Origin of the sequence: Cellulomonas sp. KH9, from assembly GCF_900114185.1 — a bacterium.
Classification (GTDB): domain Bacteria; phylum Actinomycetota; class Actinomycetes; order Actinomycetales; family Cellulomonadaceae; genus Cellulomonas.
In genome coordinates, this window is sequence record NZ_FOSE01000004.1 from 265519 (window position 1) to 285507 (window position 19989).

A 19989-nucleotide genomic window follows, 5' to 3' on the forward strand; every position below is an offset into this window, starting at 1 on the left:
GGGACCAGAAAGTGCCTCTGACCAGGTATCTACGCTGGTAGCGTGTGTCCTGTATCCACAGCGGGTCTCTCTTTCAAGTCCCGTTAGCCACCCCACGTGCGCAGGGCGCCGACTCCGGTCGGCGCCCTGCGGCGTTCCCGGGGTCACGCGTCGGGCAGCACCCCGCGCTTGACGCTCGTGGCGACGACCTCCGCGGCGATGCGGCGGGCCTGGGCCGAGTCCGGGCCCGGTGCGGCGGGCAGCAGCGCGGCCCGGTAGTAGCGCAGCTCGTCGATGCTCTCGAGGATGTCGGCCAGCGCCCGGTGCCCGCCCTTCTTCTCCGGTGCGGCGAAGTAGACGCGGGGGTACCAGCGACGCGCCAGCTCCTTGATCGAGGACACGTCGATGATCCGGTAGTGCAGGTGCGCGACCAGCTCGGGCATGTCGCGGTCGAGGAACGCCTTGTCCGTGCCCACCGAGTTGCCGGCGAGCGGCGCCCTGCCCGGCTCGGGCACCCACGTGCGCACGTACTCGAGCACCTGCGCCTGGGCGTCCGCCAGGGTCGTGCCGTGCTCCAGCTCGGGGAGCAGCCCGGACGTGGTGTGCATCGTCCGGACGAAGTCGCCCATCTGCGCCAGGGCGTCCGGCGGCGGCGCGACGACGACGTCGACGCCCTCCCCCAGGACGTTGAGCTCGGAGTCCGTGACCACCGCGGCGATCTCGACGAGGGCGTCGCGGCCCAGGTCGAGCCCCGTCATCTCGCAGTCCACCCACACGATGCGGTCGGCACTGGTGTGGGCGCCCGTCGCGGGGGCGGTGGTCGTGGTCGGTGCGTCGTCGGCGGTGCTGGTCACGTCGACAGACTAGGACGCCCGTGCCTCACGGGCCGCCGCGCGTCGCGTCACGAGGGGGCGACGGGTCGCCCGGCCGGGTGGGTGACGGCGGTGCCGCAGGGACCACGGGGCCCGGCAGGGTCGCTGCCGCGGCGGCCGCCGCCACGACGAGGACGCCGGCGGCGGCGCCCAGCAGCTGCGCCGACTGCCAGGACGTGCCCGCCCACAGCGTCGCCCCGAGCACGACCCCGCCGGCCAGGGCGCCGAGGGCGAGCCGGCCGAGCCACCGCAGGGCGATCAGCCCCGCACGGCGGTACCAGGGCGTGGGGGGTGCCGACCGGCGGCCGTCGTGCCGCCCCATCACGCGCGACGCCCGCCGGCGGCGGGGTGGCTGCGGGCGGGCGTGAGCACGGGGTCATGGTGCCACGTGCGAGGTGCGCGAGGTGGACCGCCGAGCAGGCGCCGGACGGCGGGTCGCGGCGGGGGAGCGGGCCGGGTCCGGTGGGCGACCGCGGGCGTCCGCCCGGGTGGACAGCGCCTCGTCGTTCGCGCGTGCCAGCGCCCGGCGGCGCAGGCGCTCGAGGTGCTCCTGGCGGTGGACGTCGTAGGTGGTGAAGGGATGCATGACGGCTCCTGAGGGCGTGCGGTGGCGCACCCCGGCGGGGTGTGCCTCGTGGTGGACGGGATGCTCCACTGGACCAGAGCGCGCTCGTCGGCGTCACGACATTTCCGGCGCCGGGTGGCCCGTGGGAGGATCTGCGAGGTCCACCGGCGGGTCGGCGCCGGTGCGGGGAGCGGGAGGTGTCGTGTCGTCCCGACACCCTGCCGCCGCGACCGGCCGCGCCGTCGGGCCGTCGACCGGGCCGGACGGCCCCGCGCCCGTGGACGAGCGCCGGCACGACCCGGCACCCGCACCGGCCACCGACGCCGCTGAGGCTCCGGCCACCGGCACCGCCCGCGCGCGAGCCTCGGCGACCGCCCGCGGCTGGGTGCTGCCCGCCGGCGCGGGGCTCGCCGTCGCGCTGGTGTTCACGGCGTACTCCGTCGCGCAGTGGCAGGCGTTCGTCGTGCGCTCGTGGGACCTGGGGATCTTCACGCAGCTGGCGGCGCGGTACGCGGCCCTCGACGCGCCGGTCGTCCACATCAAGGGGCCGGAGTACAACCTGCTGGGCGACCACTTCCACCCGCTGCTGGTGCTGCTGGGGCCGGTGTACGCCGCGTTCCCGCACGCGTTCACGCTGCTCGTGGTGCAGAACGTGCTCTTCGGTGTGACCGCCGCCGTGATCGCGTGGGCGGCCGTGCCGATCCTGGGCCGTGTCACCGGCAGCCTCGTCGGCGTGGCCGCGGGCCTGAGCTGGGGTCTGCAGAGCGCGGTGGAGGCGCAGTTCCACGAGATCGCGTTCGCCGTCCCGCTGCTCGCGGTGTCGCTGGCCGCGGCGCTGCGCGAGCGGTGGCGCACCGCGGCCGTCGCCGGGGCGCTGCTCGTGCTCGTCAAGGAGGACCTCGGTCTGACGACCGCCGTCCTGGGGGTCGTGCTGGCGTGGCGCGCACGACGTCCCGCGCTGCTGCTGCTCACCGCGTGGGGCGTCGGCGGCTTCCTGCTGGCCACGCGTGTGGTGCTGCCGCTGCTGAACCCCGACGGGGAGTGGGCCTACGGGTCGCGCCTCGACCTGGCCGCCGCGCTCGCGGATCCCCTCGCCCTCTACGACCCCGCCAAGGGCCACACGCTGTGGCTGCTGGTGGTCGTCACGGGCGGCATCGCGCTGCGCTCGCCGTTCGTGCTCGTCGCCGGTCCCACGCTGGCGTGGCGGTTCCTGTCGCCGGAGCCGGGGTACTGGGGCCCCACGTGGCACTACAGCGCCGTGCTCATGCCGATCGCCTTCATGGCGATGCTGGACGGCGTCGACCGTGCCCGGCGCGGCCGCGTGCGGTGGCTGCGGCACTACAGCCGGTACGCGCCGGTCGTGGGACTGACGGCGTGCCTCATGCTGCTGCCCCAGCTGCCCCTGTGGCAGCTGACGAACCCCGGCCTGCACTTCGGTGCGCCCCGCGCCCAGGCTGCGCGGGACACGCTGGCCACGATCCCGGACGGCGCGGTCGTCGAGACGGACGTCGGCCTCATGTCGTACCTCGTCGACCGCACCGACGTGTACTACCTCGGCAACCGCAACCCCGTGCCGGAGTACCTGCTGGTCGACCGGCAGTCGGGCGGCGTCCCGCAGGAGTGGGGGGACGTCCTGCAGGTGGCCGAGCTGCTGCACCCGGGCGTCCCGTTCGAGGTCGTGCACGTGCAGGACGGGTACGAGGTGGCGCGCGCCGTCGTGGGCTGAGTCGCCCGGCGCCCCCGGCAGGACTCGAACCTGCAACCGACGGATTAGAAGGCCGTTGCTCTATCCATTGAGCTACGGGGGCCAGTGCGGACCAGCGTAGTGGCGTGCGCGCGACGGCCCCGCGTGGACGTGCGACGTGACGCCGACGCGCAGACCTGTGACCTGTCACCCGCGCGCCGCGTTTGGCCTGGTCAGGTGTGGCACCGACAATGGTCCCGTGAGCGCGCAGCCCGGAACCGTGCCTGCGCAGCCGTCCACGTCTGCGCCGGGTCGCTCGGTGGTGCCCACGGATACCGCGGAGATGCTGGCCAGGCCGCTGGCCCAGACGTCCCTGCTGGACGCGGTACGGGACCTGCGACGTGACGTGGGGGCCACCAGCTTCCCGCTGGAGATCCCCGGCGTCGCGACCGCGCGGGCGTCCCGGGCGCGCCTGGTGGACCAGCTCGACGAGCACCTGGTGCCGCGTCTGACCGAGCTGTCGGCGCCGGCGGTCGTGGTCGTGGCCGGCTCGACGGGCGCGGGCAAGTCCACCCTCGTCAACTCGCTCGTGGGGCGGGAGGTCACCGCCGCCGGCGTGCTGCGCCCGACCACGCGCGAGCCCGTGCTGGTGCACCACCCGCTCGACACCGACCTGCTGTCGCACCACCCGGTGCTCGACGAGGTGCGGGCCGTGGCGGCGGACACGGTGCCCCGCGGCATCGCGATCCTCGACGCCCCCGACCTCGACTCGGTCCTCGACTCCAACCGTGACACCGCGCACCGGCTCCTCGAGGCGGCGGACCTGTGGCTCTTCGTCACCACCGCGGCCCGTTACGGCGACGCGCTGCCGTGGCGGGTGCTGGAGGCGGCCGTCGAGCGCAGCACGTCGGTGGCGATGGTCCTCAACCGGGTGCCGGCGGCGTCGCTCCCGACGGTCCGGGGTGACCTGCTCGACCGGCTGCGCACCCACGGGCTGGCCGGCTCCCCGCTGTTCGTCATCCCCGACGTCGGGCCCCACTCCGGTCCGCTGTCGGGCGCCGTGGTGGCACCCGTCCTGCGGTGGCTGACGATGCTCGCGGGACCCGACCGGGCGCGCACCGTGGTCGCACGCACGCTGCGGGGTGCGCTCGGCGCGCTGCGGCCCTGGGTCGACGAGCTGGCCGAGGCCGTGCAGGACCAGGCCGATGCCGCGCAGCACGTGGCGCAGGTGCTCGACGAGGCCACGGCGGCGCCCCGCGACGCGGCGGTGGAGACGATCCGTGCCGGGGCCGTCGCGGACGGCGCGGTGCGGGCCCGCTGGGCCGAGCTCGCCGCGCAGCGCGCGCCGTTCGCCCGGCTCGTCGGCCGGTCCGGCCGCGTGCGCGGCACCGCCCGCACCGGCCGCGGCCGGGCGGCGGCCGTCGCGCCGCTGCTCACCGACCTGACGACGTCCACGACCGCGGTCCTCACGGCGGTCGGTCAGCGTGGCGACGCGGCGCTGCGGGCCGCGCTCACGGGGCCGGGTGCGCCCGCCGGCGCGACGTCGGTCCTCGAGCGCTGGCCGGACGGTGAGGCCTCCCGCGTGTCCGCCGCCGAGCGTGCCGCGCGGGCCTGGGTCGGTGAGGGCTCGCGTGCCGCGCGCGCGACCCTGGCGGGCAGCGGCGCGGACGCCCGGCGTCGCGCGCAGGTCGCCAAGGCCGTCGGGGAGGACGCGCTGGCCGCCCTCGCGCTGGCTGCCGCGAGCGGTGTGGACGAGGCCGCCGAGGCGACCCGCACGCTGCTCGGGCCCGCAGGCGACGACCTCGTCGCGACGCTGCGCGACGACCTGGAGCGGCGGGCCCGTGCGCAGGTCGACCTCGAGCGCACCATCGCCGGCCGCGCGCTCGACGACCCCGACCTCGCGGCCGACGCGTCGTCGCGGCTGCGGCTCCGCCTCGCCGTCCTGAAGGGCCTGACGTGAGCGACGACCCCACCAGCACGTCGACGGTGCCTCTCGTCCCGGACGGTGACGCACACCGGATCGTGGTGCCGACGCCGCCCGGCGGGGCCGTCCGCGGGGCGACGACCGCCGCGCTGGAGGATCGCGTCGACGCTCTCGACGGCGCGCTGGCCGTCGGTGGCACCCGCTTCGACCCCGAGGTCGTGGCGAAGGTCGGCGACACCATCGACCGGGTGAGCGAGCGGCTGGCGCTCGGGGTCGACCACACGGTCGTCGCCCTGGCGGGTGGCACCGGGTCCGGCAAGTCCAGCCTGTTCAACGCCGTCAGCGGCCTGCAGTTCGCGGACGTCGGGGTGCGGCGGCCCACGACCTCACGCGTCACGGCGTGCGTCTGGGGCGGCGACGGCGACCCGCTGCTCGACTGGATCGGCGTGGAGCCCGAGCACCGCATCGAGCGCGAGAGCCTGCTGGACGGGGACCGGGAGGCGTCGCTGCGCGGGCTGGTGCTGCTCGACCTGCCCGACCACGACTCCGTCGCGCCGGAGCACCGCGACGTCGTCGACCGCGTGCTGCCCCAGGTCGACCTGCTCGTGTGGGTGGTCGACCCGCAGAAGTACGCCGACGACGCGTTGCACTCCGGCTACCTGCGGCGCATGACGGGCCGCGACGCCTCGATGCTCCTGGTGCTGAACCAGGTGGACACCGTGCCGGCCGACGTGCGTGCCGACCTCGCGGCGGACGTGCGGAGGCTGCTCGTCGAGGACGGCCTGCCCGACGTCGCCGTGCACGCCGTGTCGGCCGTCACCGGTGACGGGGTCCGCGAGCTGCGCGACGTGCTCGCCGCGGCGGTGGCACGCCGGTCCGTGGCGGCCGCGCACGCCGACGCCGAGCTCGCCGACGCCGCGCGCGCGGTGCTGACGCAGGTCGCGCCGCGCGAGCCCGCGCCGAACGCGCTGGCGCTCGGGGTCGTCGTCGACCGGCTGGCCGCGGCCGCCGGGCTGACGGCCGTCGGCGCGGCCGTCGCGGCGGCCGTGCGCGGCGGGTCGGGCCGTGCGCCCCGCCTGGGCGACGTGCACGCCGACGGCGTGGGGCTGGCCCGTGCGTCCTGGCTCTCCGGCGCGACGCAGGGGCTGCCGCAGCGCTGGGCGGCGGACCTGCGCGACCGGGTCGCCACCACCGTCGAGCTGCGGCTGGCCGTGACGGACGCGCTCGCGCACGTGCCGGTGGCGGCGCGCCGGTCCCGCGGCGCCGCCGTGCTGCTCGTGCTGGCCGCGCTGGCGGGGCTGGCCGGCCTCGTCGGGGCCGGGCTGCTCGTCGCCGACGCGCAGGGCGCGGCGCTGCCCTGGGCGCCGCCGGGTGCGGTGGTGGCCGGCGTGCTCGCGCTGGCGCTCGTGCTCCTGGTGGCGTCGCTGCTCGTGCGGGGGCGTGCCGCCCGCACGCGGGGTGAACGTGTCGTCGCGGACGGTCGTGCCGCGATCGAGGCGGCCGCCCGGGGGCGGCTGCTGACCCCCACGCAGGACGTGCTCGCAGAGCACCGGCACGCGCGGGAGCTGGCCACGCGGGCCCTCGCGACGGACTGACGCCCTGTTCGACGGGCCCCGGCCGGCCCGAGCCGTCCACAGCCCCGTCCGCGTCGTGACGGTCCACCGGTGGCGGAGGCCCGGTGCCGCGCCGTTCGCGCGCGCCGCACGATGGCTGCTCGACGCCCCGCGCTCCGCGGGGCCACGGCAGACAGGGGACCGCGATGGGAACGCACACGCAGGACGTGACGGTCGTCGGCTGGGTCGGATCCGACCTGCGCAGCTACCACCTCGACGGGGTCGGTGGCGTCCCGTACGCGCAGTTCCGGCTGGCCTCGACCCGGCGGGTGCTCGATCGGGAGACCGGCGCCTTCCGTGACGGCCCGACGCTGTGGTTCACGGTGAAGGCCTGGCGCACCGTCGCCGTCAACCTCGCGGCGTCGCTGCGCAAGAGCGACCCGGTCCTGGTGGTGGGGCGGCTCGGGCAGTCGGAGTGGGTCGCGCAGGACGGCGCGGGGCGCACGGAGCTGGTGCTGGAGGCGCTGGCGGTCGGCCACGACCTGGCGTACGGCACGGCGCAGTTCCGCCGCACCATGGCGGGCGGGCGCCGCGGCCGGGACGACCTGCCGGGTGACGGCACCGAGCCGGACCCGACCGGTCTGCCCGAGGTCACGGGGTCGGAGGGTGTGTTCCCGGACGACCCGTGGGCGTCCGCCGCGGACGGGACGCAGCCGGCGGACGCGCCCGACGGGGACGAGTCCGGACCGGGCGAGCACGACGGGTCCGGCGCGGGCGGCGGGAGCGCCCGGGCCGGGGTGGACGCTCCGGCGCTCGCCGCACGCGGGTGATCGCCTAGGCTGGTGGATCGGCATCCGGCGCCGGCGGCCGGGCGGTGACAGCGCGACCCCTTGTCCGCACCTCGGTGCGGCAGGGGAGCGCGCGCCCCGGCCCGCGGCACCACCAGACCTACGAGGAGCGGACGAGCACTCAGTGGCTGAGTTCATCTACACCATGTACAAGGCGCGCAAGGCGCACGGCGACAAGGTCATCCTCGACGACGTCTCCCTCAACTTCCTGCCCGGCGCGAAGATCGGCGTCGTCGGACCCAACGGGGCGGGTAAGTCGACGATCCTCAAGATCATGGCGGGCCTCGACCAGCCGTCGAACGGTGAGGCGCGGCTCTCCCCGGGCTACACGGTCGGCATCCTGCAGCAGGAGCCCCCGCTGAACGAGGAGAAGACGGTCCTCGGCAACGTCGAGGAGGGCGTCGCCGAGATCAAGGGCAAGCTCGACCGCTACAACGAGATCTCGGCCCTCATGGCGGACCCTGACGCGGACTTCGACGCGCTTCTGGCGGAGATGGGTCAGCTGCAGGAGGCCATCGACGCGGCCGACGCCTGGGACCTGGACGCCCAGCTCGAGCAGGCGATGGACGCGCTGCGCTGCCCGCCGCCGGACGCCGACGTGTCGGTGCTGTCCGGTGGTGAGCGTCGTCGGGTGGCGCTGTGCAAGCTGCTCCTGGAGAAGCCCGACCTGCTGCTGCTCGACGAGCCCACCAACCACCTGGACGCCGAGTCCGTGCTGTGGCTCGAGCAGCACCTGCAGCAGTACCCCGGCGCGATCCTGGCCGTCACCCACGACCGGTACTTCCTCGACCACGTCGCGGAGTGGATCTGCGAGGTCGACCGCGGTCGGCTGTACCCCTACGAGGGCAACTACTCCACGTACCTGGAGAAGAAGCAGGAGCGCCTGCAGGTCCAGGGCAAGAAGGACGCGAAGCTCGCCAAGCGTCTGAAGGACGAGCTGGAGTGGGTCCGGTCCAACGCGAAGGGCCGGCAGACCAAGTCGAAGTCCCGCCTCGCGCGGTACGAGGAGATGGCCGCGGAGGCGGACCGCACGCGCAAGCTCGACTTCGAGGAGATCCAGATCCCGCCGGGCCCGCGCCTGGGCTCGGTCGTGCTCGAGGCCACGAACCTGGAGAAGGGCTTCGACGGCCGCAAGCTCATCGACGGGCTGAGCTTCACGCTGCCGCGCAACGGCATCGTCGGCGTGATCGGTCCCAACGGTGTCGGCAAGACGACGCTGTTCAAGACCATCGTCGGGCTCGAGCCCCTGGACGGGGGCGACCTCAAGGTCGGTGAGACCGTCTCGATCTCCTACGTCGACCAGTCGCGCGGCGGCATCGACCCGAAGAAGACGCTCTGGGAGGTCGTGTCCGACGGACTCGACTACCTCAAGGTCGGCAACGTCGAGATGCCGTCGCGGGCGTACGTCGCCGCGTTCGGCTTCAAGGGCCCGGACCAGCAGAAGCCGGCGGGCGTGCTGTCGGGTGGTGAGCGCAACCGCCTCAACCTCGCGCTCACGCTCAAGCAGGGCGGCAACCTGCTGCTGCTCGACGAGCCGACCAACGACCTCGACGTCGAGACGCTCGGCTCGCTCGAGAACGCCCTGCTCGAGTTCCCCGGCTGCGCCGTCGTGGTCTCCCACGACCGGTGGTTCCTCGACCGCGTGGCGACGCACATCCTCGCGTATGAGGGCACCGAGGAGAACCCCGCGAACTGGTACTGGTTCGAGGGGAACTTCGCCTCGTACGAGGAGAACAAGGTCCAGCGCCTCGGCGCCGACGCTGCCCGCCCGCACCGCGTCACGTACCGCAAGCTGCGTCGCGACTGACGCAGCCCGCACCCCCGACGGCCCGGGCGAGCACCGCTCGTCCGGGCCGTCGCGCGTCCGGCGGGTCACCCGTCGGCGGGTCACCCGTCGGCGGGCTGCCGCGGGGGTGGTCGGGCAGACTGTGCGGCATGACGGAGCCCGAGGTCAGCGACGCGCACGCGGCCCCGGTCGGCGCGGGAGGCGGGCTCCTCGGCACGCTCGAACGGCTCCGGGCGCGCCTGGGTGCGCTCACCCTGCCGCTCGAGGGCCCCGGGGTCGACGGGGCGCGCGCCGACCGGGCCGCCGCGGCCGCCCAGCTCGACGACTACCTGCTGCCGCGGCTGCGGGCACGGTCCGCCCCGCTCCTGGTCGTCGTCGGGGGATCGACCGGCGCGGGCAAGTCCACCCTCGTCAACTCCCTGCTGGGTTCGGAGGTGACGGCGCCGGGCGTGCTGCGCCCCACCACGCGGGCGCCGGTCCTCGTGCACCACCCGCTCGACGAGCGCTGGTACTCCACCGAGCGCGTGCTGCCCGGCCTCGCCCGGCTCACCGGCCACCCCGGCGCGGGCGCCCGGGGGGACGACGCGTCGATCGACGCGGCGCGCGCGCTGCGCCTCGTCGCCTCCGACGCGCTGCCGCGCGGCCTCGCGCTGCTCGACGCACCCGACGTGGACTCCGTGGACGTCGGCAACCGGCGCCTGGCCGCCCAGCTCCTGGACGCCGCCGACCTGTGGCTGTTCGTCACCACGGCGGCCCGCTACGCCGACGCCGTCCCGTGGGACGTGCTGCACCGGGCCGCCGCACGGCACGCGCAGGTCGCGCTCGTCGTCGACCGGGTCGACCCCGGCACGGAGGAGGTCGTGCAGGACCTGCGCCGCATGATGGACGAGAACGGCCTGCCCGACGCCCCGCTGTTCCTGGTACCCGAGGCGCCGCTCACGGACGGGCTGCTGCCGGAGCAGGCGGTCGCTGACGTGGCCACGTGGCTGACCGCGCTGGGCGCCGACGCGCCCGCCCGCGAGGCCGTGGCGACGGCGACACGCGACGGCGTGGTCGACGACCTGGTGCGGCGGACCCGCGTGCTCGCGGACGCCGCCGACGTCCAGGTCGCGACCGACTCACGACTGCGCCGGACCGTGGCAGCCGCCTACGACGACGCCGCCGCGCACGTGCGCGCCGCGACCTCCGACGGGGCGATGCTGCGCGGCGAGGTCCTGGCCCGCTGGCAGGAGCTCGTCGGCACGGGTGACCTGCTGCGGTCGGTCGAGCAGGGCGTCGGGCGGGTGCGCGACGCCCTCACCGGGTTCTTCCGCGGCACGCCCGCGCCGGCGCCGCGCGTCGAGCAGGCCATCGCGCACGGGCTCGCGGCGGTCGTCCTCGACGCCGCGGACGAGGCCGCGGAGCGCACCCACGCCGCGTGGCGTGGCGACCCCGCAGGGGCCGCGCTGCTCCAGGGCCTCGACCTGGCCCGTGCGTCCACCACGCTGCGGGCCGAGGTGGACGCGCAGGTCCGCGGCTGGCAGTCCGACGTGCTCGCGCTCGTGCGGGAGCAGGGGCAGTCCCGCCGCGGCACCGCCCGCTACCTCTCGTTCGGCGTCAACGTCGCCGGCGTCAGCCTGATGGTCCTCGCGTTCGCGTCCACCGGCGGGCTGACCGGCATCGAGGTCGGGATCGCCGGCGGCACGGCCGTCGTCGCCCAGAAGCTCCTCGAGGCGGTCTTCGGTGACGACGCCGTGCGGCGCCTCACCGTCGAGGCCCGCGAGCGGCTCGACGCGCGTGTGACGGACCTGCTCGCCCGCGAGGCCGAGCGGTACACGGCCCAGCTCGACGCGCTGGGCGCCGCCCAGGCGGACGGTGCAGAGCTGCGGGCCGTGGCCGAGGACGTCGAGCGGGCCGCGCGCGCCGACCGTGCCGCACGCCCGGCCGCGGCGTCGAGCGGCCCGTCGCCCGCCGTCGGCCCCGCCCTGCGTGGCGCCGGTGCGACGCGTCGCGGCGGGACCCCCGGCGGCACCGTGAGCGGCACCGCGTCCGGGGAGCAGACGCCCCCGGCGGACGGGGCGACCGCGCGCCGGGGCTGGTGGCGGCGGCTGCTCGGCGGCCACCGGCGGGACGGCGCATGAGCCCGACCCTGGACGAGCGTCTCGACGCGCTGTCCGCGGCCCTGGACGCGGGCGGTGAGCGGCTGCCCGCGCCGCTGGTCGCACGGACCCGGGACCTGCTGGAACGGGTGCGGGAGCGTGCGGGCCTGTCCGCCGAGCACACCGTCGTCGCGCTCGCGGGTGCCACCGGGTCGGGCAAGTCCTCGCTGTTCAACGCGCTCGTGGGGGACGAGCTCGCGGCCACGGGAGTGCAGCGACCCACGACGTCGCACCCGCTGGCGGTCGTCGTCGGCGAGGACCCGGACGGCAGCGGCCCGGGACAGCTGCTGGACTGGCTCGAGGTGCGTCGACGGCACGCCGTGCCGCCGGCGGTGGCAGCAGGGCTCACCGGCGGGCTCGTGCTGCTGGACCTGCCGGACCACGACTCCGTGGTGGTGGAGCACCGGCTGCGCGCCGAGCGGCTGGTCGCCCGCGCTGATCTGCTCGTGTGGGTCGTCGACCCGCAGAAGTACGCCGACGGGGCCCTGCACGAGCGGTACCTGCGACCGCTGGCAGGCCGCGACGACGTCGTGGTGCTCGTGCTGAACCAGGCGGACCGCCTCCCGGCCGCGGACGTGGCCGCCGTCGTGGCGGACCTGCGCCGGCTGGCCGCGGACGACGGGCTCCCGCGCGCCCGCGTCGTGGCGGCCTCGGCCCGCAGCGGTGACGGTGTGGCGGACCTGCGCGCGCTCGTCACGCGGGCGGTCGAGCGTCGTGAGGCCGGCAACCGGCGGTGGGTGGCGGACGTGCGCGCGGCGGCGCTCGAGGTGGCCGACGCGTGCCGCGACGTGCCGGGGGAGCGGCGGCGGTCCGCGGCGACGGACGACCTCGTCGCAGCGCTGGAGGACGCCGCAGGCGTGCCGACCGTCGTCGCCGCCGTGCGTCGCTCCGCGGTGCGCCGCGCCGCGGCGCACACCGGCTGGCCGCCCGTGCGGTGGCTCGCCCGGCTGCGTCCGGACCCGTTGCGCCGGCTGCACCTGGCGCCGCGCGCAGCGGGTGCGGACGTGTCGCCCACGTCGCTGCCGCCCGCCGGCGCGGCGCAGCGGGCGCGTGCCGCGACGGCGGTGCGGGACCACGCCGACGCGGTCCTCGCGGGTGCACCGGACGCGTGGGTCCTGGCCGCGCGGGCGCGCGTCACGGCGGCGGACCTGCCCGAGGCCCTGGACCTGGCGGTCGCCCGCACCCGCCTGCTCCCGGAGCGCCCCGTCTGGTGGTGGCGCGCCGCCGGTGCCGTGCAGTGGCTGCTGCTCGCGGCCGCCGTCGCGGGGGCCCTCTGGCTGGCCGGCCTGGCGGTTCTGGCGTACCTGCAGCTGCCCGACCCGGTCACACCGGTCTGGGGGCCGGCCCCCGCCCCCACCGTGCTGCTGGTGGGCGGCGTGCTCGCCGGGCTGCTGGTGGCGCTGCTCGGTGCGGTGGCGGCCCGGCTCGGCGCGCGGGCACGCGCCCGCTCCGCCCGGCGACGGCTGCGTGCCGCCGTCCAGGACGTGGCGCGCCGGCTCGTGGTGGACCCGGTCGCCCAGGAGGTCGCCTCGCTGCGCAGCTGCCGGGACCTGGCCACCCGCGCCGCGGCCCGCTGATCCCGGCGGACCGCGTGCCCGTGCGGGACGTGGGCGCTGCGCGTCCCGATCCGCCCGTGCGGCAGGATCGACGTCGGCCGTCGCACCCGCCGCCGCTCCGGGCGGCGCGGTGCGGCGCCACCCGAGGCCCGGCGGACCGTCGCGGCCGGCACAGGAGGGAAGTCGATGGCGAGGATCGAGGTCCCGGTCCAGCTGCGCTGGTCCGACATGGACGCGTACGCCCACGTGAACAACGTCGAGATGCTCCGCCTCCTGGAGGAGGCGCGCATCGAGGTGTTCTGGCGTCACCCCGAGGGACCGGACGGCGTCGTCCCCGACGGGGCACGGCCGACGGCGGTGCTCGACGCCGGGCCGGGGGCGCTGACCTCGACGCTGGTCGCGCGGCAGGAGATCCAGTACGTCCGGCCGCTGCCGTACCGGCGCGCACCGGTCGTCATCGAGCTGTGGATCGGGCACCTGGGCGGCGCGAGCCTCGACGTCTGCTACGAGGTCCGGGACGCGCCGACCGCGGTCGCGGGCTCGGAGGTCTACGCCCGGGCGACGACGACGATCGTGCTGGTCGACTCCGCGACGGGTGCACCGCGCCGCCTGACGGCGCAGGAGCGCGCGGTCTGGGAGCCGTACGTCGAGGACCCGGTGGTCATCCGCCGCCGGGCGTGACCGGGGCCACGTCCCGGTCGGCGGTCGTCCCGCTCGCCGTCGGGCCGCCGCCGTCCGACGCACCCCGGTCGCGTCGGGCCCGCTCGGCCGACCGGGCCGCGCGGGCGACGTTGCGCTGCATGCCACCGAACACCACGCCGTGGAAGGGGTAGACCGCCCACCAGTACAGCTGCCCGGCCAGGCCGTGCGGGTGGAACAGGGCGCGCTGCGCGAACACCACGGGCGGGCGACGCCACTCGGCCGGCTCCCACGGGGTGTCGTCGGGCACGGCGGGCGTCGCGTCGTCGTCCAGGGAGGTGTCGGCGGGCTCCACGCGTAGCTCGAGCCACGCCAGCCCGGGCAGCCGCATCTCGGCCCGCAGCCGCAGCAGCCGGCCGGGGACGATCTGCTCCACGCGCCAGAAGTCGACGGCGTCGTCGAGCAGCAGCCGTGCCGGGTCGCGGCGACCGCGGCGCAGCCCCGGACCGCCCACGACCCGGTCGAGCAGCCCGCGCACCCGCCAGGCGAGCGCCCACGAGTACCAGCCGCGGTCGCCGCCCACCGCCTCCACCACGCGCCACAGCGCGGCGGGGGAGGCGTCGACGCGCACCCGGCGCTCGTCGACGTACAGGGTCCCGCCCGCCCAGTCGGGGTCGGAGGGCAGCGGGTCGCTGGGCGCCCCGGGCGGCGTCGCGGACGACCACCGCGTGGTGACGCCGGCGCCCTGGACCCGGGCCAGGGCGAGGCGCACGGCTCGGTCGAAGCCGATGAGCCCGCCCGGGGGGTCGGGCACGTACCGCGCGACGTCGTGCTCGTCGCACACCACCTCGTGCACCAGGGACTCCACCAGCGGGCGTGCCAGCCCGCCGGGCACGGGCGTGACCAGCGAGACCCACAGGCTCGACAGCCGCGGGCTCAGCACGGGGACCGCGACGATGGCGCGCCGCGGCAGGCCCGCGATCCGTGCGTACCGCTGCATCATGTCGCGGTAGGTCAGGACGTCGGGCCCGCCGATGTCGAACGCCCGCGACACGTCCGGCGGCATCGCGGCCGACCCGACGAGGTACCGCAGCACGTCGCGGATCGCGATGGGCTGGATCCGGTTCTGCACCCAGCGCGGCACGGTCATCGCCGGCAGCCGCTCCGTGAGGTACCGCATCATCTCGAACGACGCCGAGCCGGAGCCGAGGATCACCGCGGCCCGGAGCACCGTGGTCGGCACGCCGGACGCCAGCAGGATCTCCCCGACCTCCGTGCGGGAGGCCAGGTGGGGCGAGAGCTCCTCGCCCTCGGGGTACAGGCCGCCCAGGTAGACGATCCGGCCCACGCCCGCCTCGCGTGCCGCCTGCGCGAAGACCAGCGCGGTGTGGCGGTCGCGCTGCTCGAACGTGCGGCCCGTGCCCAGCGAGTGGATCAGGTAGTACGCGACGTCGGCACCCTCCAGGCCCGCACGGATCTGGTCGGGCTCGGCCGCGTCGGCCGCCACGACCTCCACGTCGTCGTACCACGGGCGTCCGCGCAGGCGCTCGGGGTGCCGCGCCAGCGCCCGCACCCGGTAGCCGGCGGCGAGCAGCTCGGGCACGAGCCGGCCGCCGACGTACCCCGTCACCCCGGTGACCGCCACGAGCGGGGCGTCGGGGCGGGGCCGACCGTCCGGTCCGGTGCCCGGGACGAGTCCGTCCAGCGTGCGCACGACCGGCTCGGGGGCGAGGTCGGCCCGGAGGCCGGCCCCGTGCTCGGGGTCGTCGCCGTGCCCGGGGGCCGGCGGGACGTCGGTGCGCGCGTCGCTCATCCGGGCAGTGTGCGGCCGGGGGCGCGGGGCCGCACCCGGGGGCGTTCAGTCCGTCAGCAGGGCGAGGGTGCGTCGCTCCGCCACCTGCTGCGACCGTGTCGGCGCGATGGTCTCGCCGCGTTCCCACAGCTCGATCACCCGCGGGTCGACGTACGACGAGCGGGCGACGGTCGGGGTGTTGCCGAGCTCCTCGGCGACGTCCTTGACCACCGACGCGACGACGCGGCGCCGCCCGCGGTCGCTGTGCGGCGCCGGACCGGCCTCCGCCAGCCCGCGGGCCGCCAGCACGGTGGCGTGCCAGGTGCGGAAGTCCTTGGGCGTCGCCTCGCCCAGCCGGTCGCGCACGTACGCCCCGACGTCGCTGCTCGTCACGTCGTGCCAGCCCGCGTCGTCGCGCCACGCCAGCAGCTCCGGGCTGTCGTCGCGGCGCCGCAGCAGCGTGCGGACCAGCGCGGCGACCGTCTCGTCGTCGACGACCGTGTCGCGGATCTGACCCGACTTGGCGGGGAACCGCAGGTGCACGGCGCCGGGGCGGCCGTCCTCGTCAGGCAGGACGTGCACGTGCTCCCGACGCAGCGTCGCGAGCCCGAAGGACCCGTGCCGACGGGTGTACCCCTCGGTGCCGACCCGCAGGTAGGCGCGGTCCAGCAGGCGGAACGCGAGGGCCAGCGCCTTGTCCCGCGGCATGCCCTCGAGCGCCAGGTCGGCGCGCACCCGCCGGCGCGCGGCCGGCAGCCGACGGGCCACCTGCAGCACGTGCTCGTGCTTGAGCCGTGCCCGCCGGGCCTGCCACTGCAGGTGGTACAGGTACTGGCGGCGCCGCGCCTCGTCCAGCCCCGCGGCCTGGATGTGGCCGTTGTGCCAGGGGCTGACCCAGACCTCGCGCCAGGCCGGCGGGATCGCGAGCGTCGTGAGGCGCTCGAGGTGCTCCGGGTCCTCGATGCGGCGCCGCTCGTGGTCGAGGTACACGAAGCCGCGCCCGGCCCGGCGGCGCGTCCAACCGGGCTGGTCGAGACGCACACGTCGGAGCCGGACCATGCCGCAGAGTCTCGCCCGCCGGCGCGCGTCACGCTCGTCGAGCGCGAGTCGCCGGGGTCAGTCCGGGACCCGGACCATGCCCTCCTGCGCGATGGAGGCGACGAGCGTGCCCTCCCGGTCGAACACCCGCGCCGCGCCCAGGCCACGCCCGCCCTGGGCGCTCGGGGACGTCTGGACGAACAGCAGCCAGTCGTCGACCCGGACGTCGCGGTGCCACCACATGGCGTGGTCGAGGCTCGCCATCGACAGCCCCGGCGTCGCCCACGGCCGACCGGCGCGGCGCAGCACCGGCTCGAGCATGATCTGGTCGCAGCCGTAGGCGAGCAGCGCACGGTGCAGCAGCTGGTCGTCGGGGACGGGCCCGCGGGCCCGCGCCCAGACGCACTGGTCGCCCTGGCTGCCCTGCGCGCCGGCGCGCAGGTAGATCGACCCGTCGACGTGGCGCAGGTCGAACGCGGACTCCTGCGCCCAGAACCGGGCCATCGGGTGGTCGACGTCACCGAGCGCGTCGAGGGCCGAGCCGACCTCCTCCGGGTCCGGGACGTCGGGGGGCGTCTGCGCGTACTCGATGCCGGGCTGCCGCTCCTGGAAGGAGGAGATCATCGACAGGATCGGCGCGCCGCCCTGCAGCGCGTGCGTGCGCCGGGCGGAGAACGAGCGGCCGTCGCGCAGCCGCTCCACCGCGAAGCCGATGGGTGCGGAGTCGTCCCCGGGCCGCAGGAAGTAGCCGTGCAGCGAGTGCGGCAGTCGGCCGTCCGGGACGGTGCGGCCTGCCGCGAGCAGCGCCTGCGCCAGGACCTGCCCGCCGAACACGCGGCCCTGCGGCTGCGGGAGGCTGAGCCCCTCGAAGGTGTCCGGCTCGCTCGGGTCGGCCGTCAGGTCCAGGGCACGCAGCACCGCCCCGACGGGGTCGTGGCTCGCATCGGGCAGGGTCATGGTCAGTCCTCGAAGGTGTTGAGCATGGAGTGGGCCGCGCGCTCCAGGTAGTCCCACAGCTGCCCGCGGTGCAGGGGTGCGAGGTCGAGCGAGTCGACGGCGGTCCGCATGTGCCGCAGCCAGCGGTCGCGGGCGTCGGGGTTGACCTTGTACGGCGCGTGCCGCATCCGCAGCCGGGGGTGGCCGCGCTGCTCGGAGTAGGTCGTCGGTCCGCCCCAGTACTGCTCGAGGAAGAGGGTGAGGCGCTCGGCCGCGGGCCCGAGGTCCTCCTCGGGGTACATCGGCTGCAGCACCGGGTCCGCCGCGACGCCGCGGTAGAACTCGTCGACGAGCCGGACGAACGTCTCGTGCCCGCCGACGGCCGCGTAGAACGAGTCGTCTCTCACGCCGCCCATCCTCACACGCGGCCCCACCTGGACGGACGTGCCCGGGGTGTGCGTCGCGCCACCCCGGTGACGGTCACAGCCCCAGCTCGTCCAGCACGGGCAGGCCCGCGCGCACCGCGGCCCGGGCGTCGGCGGCGCTCGCCGCGTCGGCGGCACGGCGCGCCAGCACCCGGCACGTCGCGAGGTCGGTGGCGGCCAGCACGGCCGCGACGTCGGGCAGCGCCCGGGGCGTCATCGACAGCGACGTGACGCCGAGCCCGACCAGCACCACCGCCAGCGCCGGGTCCGCAGCGGCCTCGCCGCAGACGCCGACGGGCCGCGCCTGGGCGGCGCCTCCCAGCGCGGTGGCCTCCACGAGCCGCAGCACGGCCGGCTGCCAGGCGTCGGACAGGCCCGCGACCGCGCCGAGCAGCCGGTCCGCGGCCATCGTGTACTGCGTGAGGTCGTTGGTGCCGACGCTCGCGAAGTGCGCGTGGGCGAGCAGGGGGCCGGCCAGCAGCGCCGCGCTCGGGATCTCGACCATGATCCCGGCGGTGCGCAGACCGTGCCGGGCGCACGCGGCGACGAACGACTCGGTCTCGTCGACCGTGGCCACCATCGGCGCCATGACCCAGGTCGTGGTGCCCGGGTGCTCGGCGGCCGCACGCGCGATCGCCGTGAGCTGGTCCTCGAGGACGTCGGGGCGTTCCTGGGCCACGCGCAGGCCGCGCACCCCCAGCGCGGGGTTCGCCTCGGGCGCCGCGTGCAGGAAGGGCAGGGGCTTGTCCGCCCCCGCGTCGAGGGTCCGCACGACGACCTTGCGGCCCGTGAACGCGGCCAGCACGCGGCCGTACGCCGCGGTCTGCTCGTCGACGTCCGGCGCCTGCGTGCGGTCGAGGAACGCGAACTCCGTGCGGAACAGCCCGACACCCTGGGCGCCCGCGGCGGCGGCCGCCTGCGCGTCGGCGGGGTCGCCCACGTTGGCGAGCAGCTCGACCCGGTGGCCGTCCGCGGTGCGTCCGTCGCCGTCGAACGTGCGCACCGCCGCACCCCGGGCACGGACGCGCTGCACGGCGTCGTCCGTCGGGTCCGCGACCACGGTGCCGGCGGCGCCGTCCACGAGCAGCTGCGTGTGCTCGGCGAGGTCCAGCACCTCGGTCGCGGCGACGACCGCCGGGATGCCCCGCGACCGCGCCAGGATCGCGGTGTGCGACGTCGGCCCGCCGGCGGCCGTGACCACCGCGAGCACGCGCTGCGGGTCGAGCGTCGCGGCGAGCACCGGTGCGAGGTCCTGCGCGACCAGCACGTACGGGTACGGGCGCACGGGTACGCCGGGGGCCTGCAGACCCGTCAGGTGGGCGACCAGCCGGTCCCGCACGTCGACCACGTCGCGCACGCGCTCGGCCATGTACCCGCCCAGCAGCTCGAGCTCGGCGGCGACCGCGTCCGCGGCCTCCCACACCGCCCGCTCCGGCACCAGGTGCTCGTCGCGCACCCGCTGCTGGGCGTCGGCGACCAGGGAGGGGTCGGCCGCCATCGCGGCCGTCGCGTGCAGCAGCGCGGCGCTGTCGCCCTCGGCGGCCTGCGCCGCGGCGTCGAGCTCGTCGCGCACGGCCGCCGCGGACGCGGCGACCCGCTCGGCTGCCGCGTCGGTGTCGGAGCCCGGCGGCAGGCGCCGGCCGGCGGGGGGCTCGGCGACGGCGTCGGGCAGGCGCACCGCAGGCCCCACCACGCGTCCCGGGCTCACGCCGATGCCCCTGACGACGTACGTGCTGCCCACCCCGGACCTCCTCGGTACCGCCGGGACGAGGGGACGGTCGTGCGGCCGCCGTCGTCGCCGTGCCCCCGCAGTCTGGCCCGGGCCCACCCGAAGGTCCAACGCGGTCGCGCGCCCGGCACACCCCGCCCCGCACGCCGCGGGCGGCGGCAGGGGCGCCGCGCGGTGGCGCGGCGGTAGCCTGGGGTCCGACCGTGCACGCCCGGTCGATGCCGTCGGCGGGGTACCCCGCCGACGCCGCACCCGGGCGCCGGCGACGACGAACCAGGGAGACCCATTGAGCAAGGCAGAGCAGATCCTGGCCGCACTGGGCGGCGAGGCCAACGTCGTGGACCTCGAGCCCTGCATCACGCGGCTGCGGGTCGAGGTCGGTGACGCGCAGCTGGTGGACGAGGCCGCGCTCAAGGCGAGCGGTGCGTTCGGCGTCGTGCGCTCGGGCCGCATCGTGCAGGTGATCGTGGGACCCGAGGCGGACAACCTCGCCGCCGAGCTCGACACGCTGCGCTGAGACCGGCC

At 76.5% G+C, this 19989-nt stretch carries 17 protein-coding genes and 1 tRNA gene; 9 read left to right on the plus strand and 9 right to left on the minus strand.

What is annotated here, in order from left to right; all coding sequences use genetic code 11:
* Positions 1-143: 143 nt before the first annotated feature.
* Genes orn through BMZ16_RS14210 form a run of 3 tightly spaced genes read right to left on the minus strand, consistent with a single transcriptional unit; the run spans position 144 to position 1437 of the window.
* The gene (orn, locus tag BMZ16_RS14200; protein ID WP_089801600.1) at positions 144-833 is read right to left on the minus strand and encodes an oligoribonuclease; all 690 of its coding nucleotides are present in this window, start codon (positions 831-833) and stop codon (positions 144-146) included.
* A gap of 25 nt (positions 834-858) precedes the next feature.
* Positions 859-1173, minus strand: coding sequence for a hypothetical protein (locus BMZ16_RS14205; RefSeq protein WP_089801603.1), 315 nt, complete (start codon positions 1171-1173; stop codon positions 859-861).
* Between the two features lie 54 nt (positions 1174-1227).
* Positions 1228-1437 carry a hypothetical protein gene (locus BMZ16_RS14210; protein ID WP_089801605.1) on the minus strand — a complete coding sequence of 70 codons (210 nt, stop codon included), beginning with the start codon at positions 1435-1437 and terminating at the stop codon, positions 1228-1230.
* A 181-nt stretch (positions 1438-1618) separates the two neighbouring features.
* On the opposite strand from BMZ16_RS14210, the gene BMZ16_RS14215 reads away from it, so the two are divergent.
* The gene (locus BMZ16_RS14215; protein ID WP_177199721.1) at positions 1619-3142 is read left to right on the plus strand and encodes a DUF2079 domain-containing protein; all 1524 of its coding nucleotides are present in this window, start codon (positions 1619-1621) and stop codon (positions 3140-3142) included.
* Positions 3143-3151: 9 nt separating this feature from the next.
* Here BMZ16_RS14215 and BMZ16_RS14220 read toward each other — a convergent pair.
* Positions 3152-3224: transfer RNA gene (locus BMZ16_RS14220), tRNA-Arg, on the minus strand.
* A gap of 219 nt (positions 3225-3443) precedes the next feature.
* Between BMZ16_RS14220 and BMZ16_RS14225 the strand changes: the two genes are divergently transcribed.
* The 7 genes from BMZ16_RS14225 to BMZ16_RS14255 all read left to right on the plus strand — a co-directional run bounded on the left by BMZ16_RS14225 (position 3444) and on the right by BMZ16_RS14255 (position 13586).
* A complete protein-coding gene (locus BMZ16_RS14225; RefSeq protein WP_255366677.1) occupies positions 3444-5060 on the plus strand; it encodes a dynamin family protein in 1617 nt (538 codons plus the stop codon).
* Positions 5057-6619 carry a GTPase gene (locus tag BMZ16_RS14230; protein ID WP_089801610.1) on the plus strand — a complete coding sequence of 521 codons (1563 nt, stop codon included), beginning with the start codon at positions 5057-5059 and terminating at the stop codon, positions 6617-6619. Before BMZ16_RS14225 ends, BMZ16_RS14230 begins: the two co-directional genes overlap by 4 nt.
* Before the next feature lie 164 nt (positions 6620-6783).
* Positions 6784-7407, plus strand: a complete 624-nt coding sequence (locus BMZ16_RS14235; protein WP_089801612.1) for a single-stranded DNA-binding protein — start codon at positions 6784-6786, stop codon at positions 7405-7407.
* A gap of 142 nt (positions 7408-7549) precedes the next feature.
* Positions 7550-9232, plus strand: a complete 1683-nt coding sequence (ettA, locus tag BMZ16_RS14240; RefSeq protein WP_089801614.1) for an energy-dependent translational throttle protein EttA — start codon at positions 7550-7552, stop codon at positions 9230-9232.
* A gap of 128 nt (positions 9233-9360) precedes the next feature.
* Complete coding sequence (locus tag BMZ16_RS14245) at positions 9361-11331, plus strand: dynamin family protein (protein WP_089801616.1); 1971 nt, start codon at positions 9361-9363, stop codon at positions 11329-11331.
* Positions 11328-12926: a dynamin family protein gene (locus tag BMZ16_RS14250; RefSeq protein WP_089801618.1), complete on the plus strand. Its 1599-nt coding sequence runs from the start codon at positions 11328-11330 to the stop codon at positions 12924-12926. The genes BMZ16_RS14245 and BMZ16_RS14250 overlap by 4 nt, the downstream gene beginning before the upstream one ends.
* Positions 12927-13091: 165 nt before the next feature.
* Entirely contained in the window at positions 13092-13586 is a 495-nt protein-coding gene (locus BMZ16_RS14255; RefSeq protein WP_089801620.1) for an acyl-CoA thioesterase, read from the plus strand.
* Here BMZ16_RS14255 and BMZ16_RS14260 read toward each other — a convergent pair.
* The 5 genes from BMZ16_RS14260 to ptsP all read right to left on the minus strand — a co-directional run bounded on the left by BMZ16_RS14260 (position 13567) and on the right by ptsP (position 19476).
* Complete coding sequence (locus BMZ16_RS14260; protein WP_255366679.1) at positions 13567-15357, minus strand: SDR family oxidoreductase; 1791 nt, start codon at positions 15355-15357, stop codon at positions 13567-13569. The genes BMZ16_RS14255 and BMZ16_RS14260 overlap by 20 nt on opposite strands.
* A gap of 45 nt (positions 15358-15402) precedes the next feature.
* Positions 15403-16395: a DNA topoisomerase IB gene (locus BMZ16_RS14265; RefSeq protein ID WP_089801622.1), complete on the minus strand. Its 993-nt coding sequence runs from the start codon at positions 16393-16395 to the stop codon at positions 15403-15405.
* Positions 16396-16452: 57 nt separating this feature from the next.
* The gene (locus BMZ16_RS14270; RefSeq protein WP_089801624.1) at positions 16453-17331 is read right to left on the minus strand and encodes an acyl-CoA thioesterase; all 879 of its coding nucleotides are present in this window, start codon (positions 17329-17331) and stop codon (positions 16453-16455) included.
* 2 nt (positions 17332-17333) lie between these two features.
* On the minus strand, positions 17334-17717 hold the full coding sequence (locus BMZ16_RS14275) for a globin (protein ID WP_089802120.1): 384 nt from the start codon (positions 17715-17717) through the stop codon (positions 17334-17336).
* 73 nt (positions 17718-17790) lie between these two features.
* Positions 17791-19476 carry a phosphoenolpyruvate--protein phosphotransferase gene (gene ptsP / locus BMZ16_RS14280; RefSeq protein WP_089801626.1) on the minus strand — a complete coding sequence of 562 codons (1686 nt, stop codon included), beginning with the start codon at positions 19474-19476 and terminating at the stop codon, positions 17791-17793.
* Here ptsP and BMZ16_RS19830 point away from each other — a divergent pair.
* The gene (locus tag BMZ16_RS19830) at positions 19448-19981 is read left to right on the plus strand and encodes a PTS sugar transporter subunit IIB (RefSeq protein ID WP_255366681.1); all 534 of its coding nucleotides are present in this window, start codon (positions 19448-19450) and stop codon (positions 19979-19981) included. The two genes, ptsP and BMZ16_RS19830, sit on opposite strands and share 29 nt — an antisense overlap.
* The last annotated feature ends 8 nt before the right edge of the window (positions 19982-19989 follow it).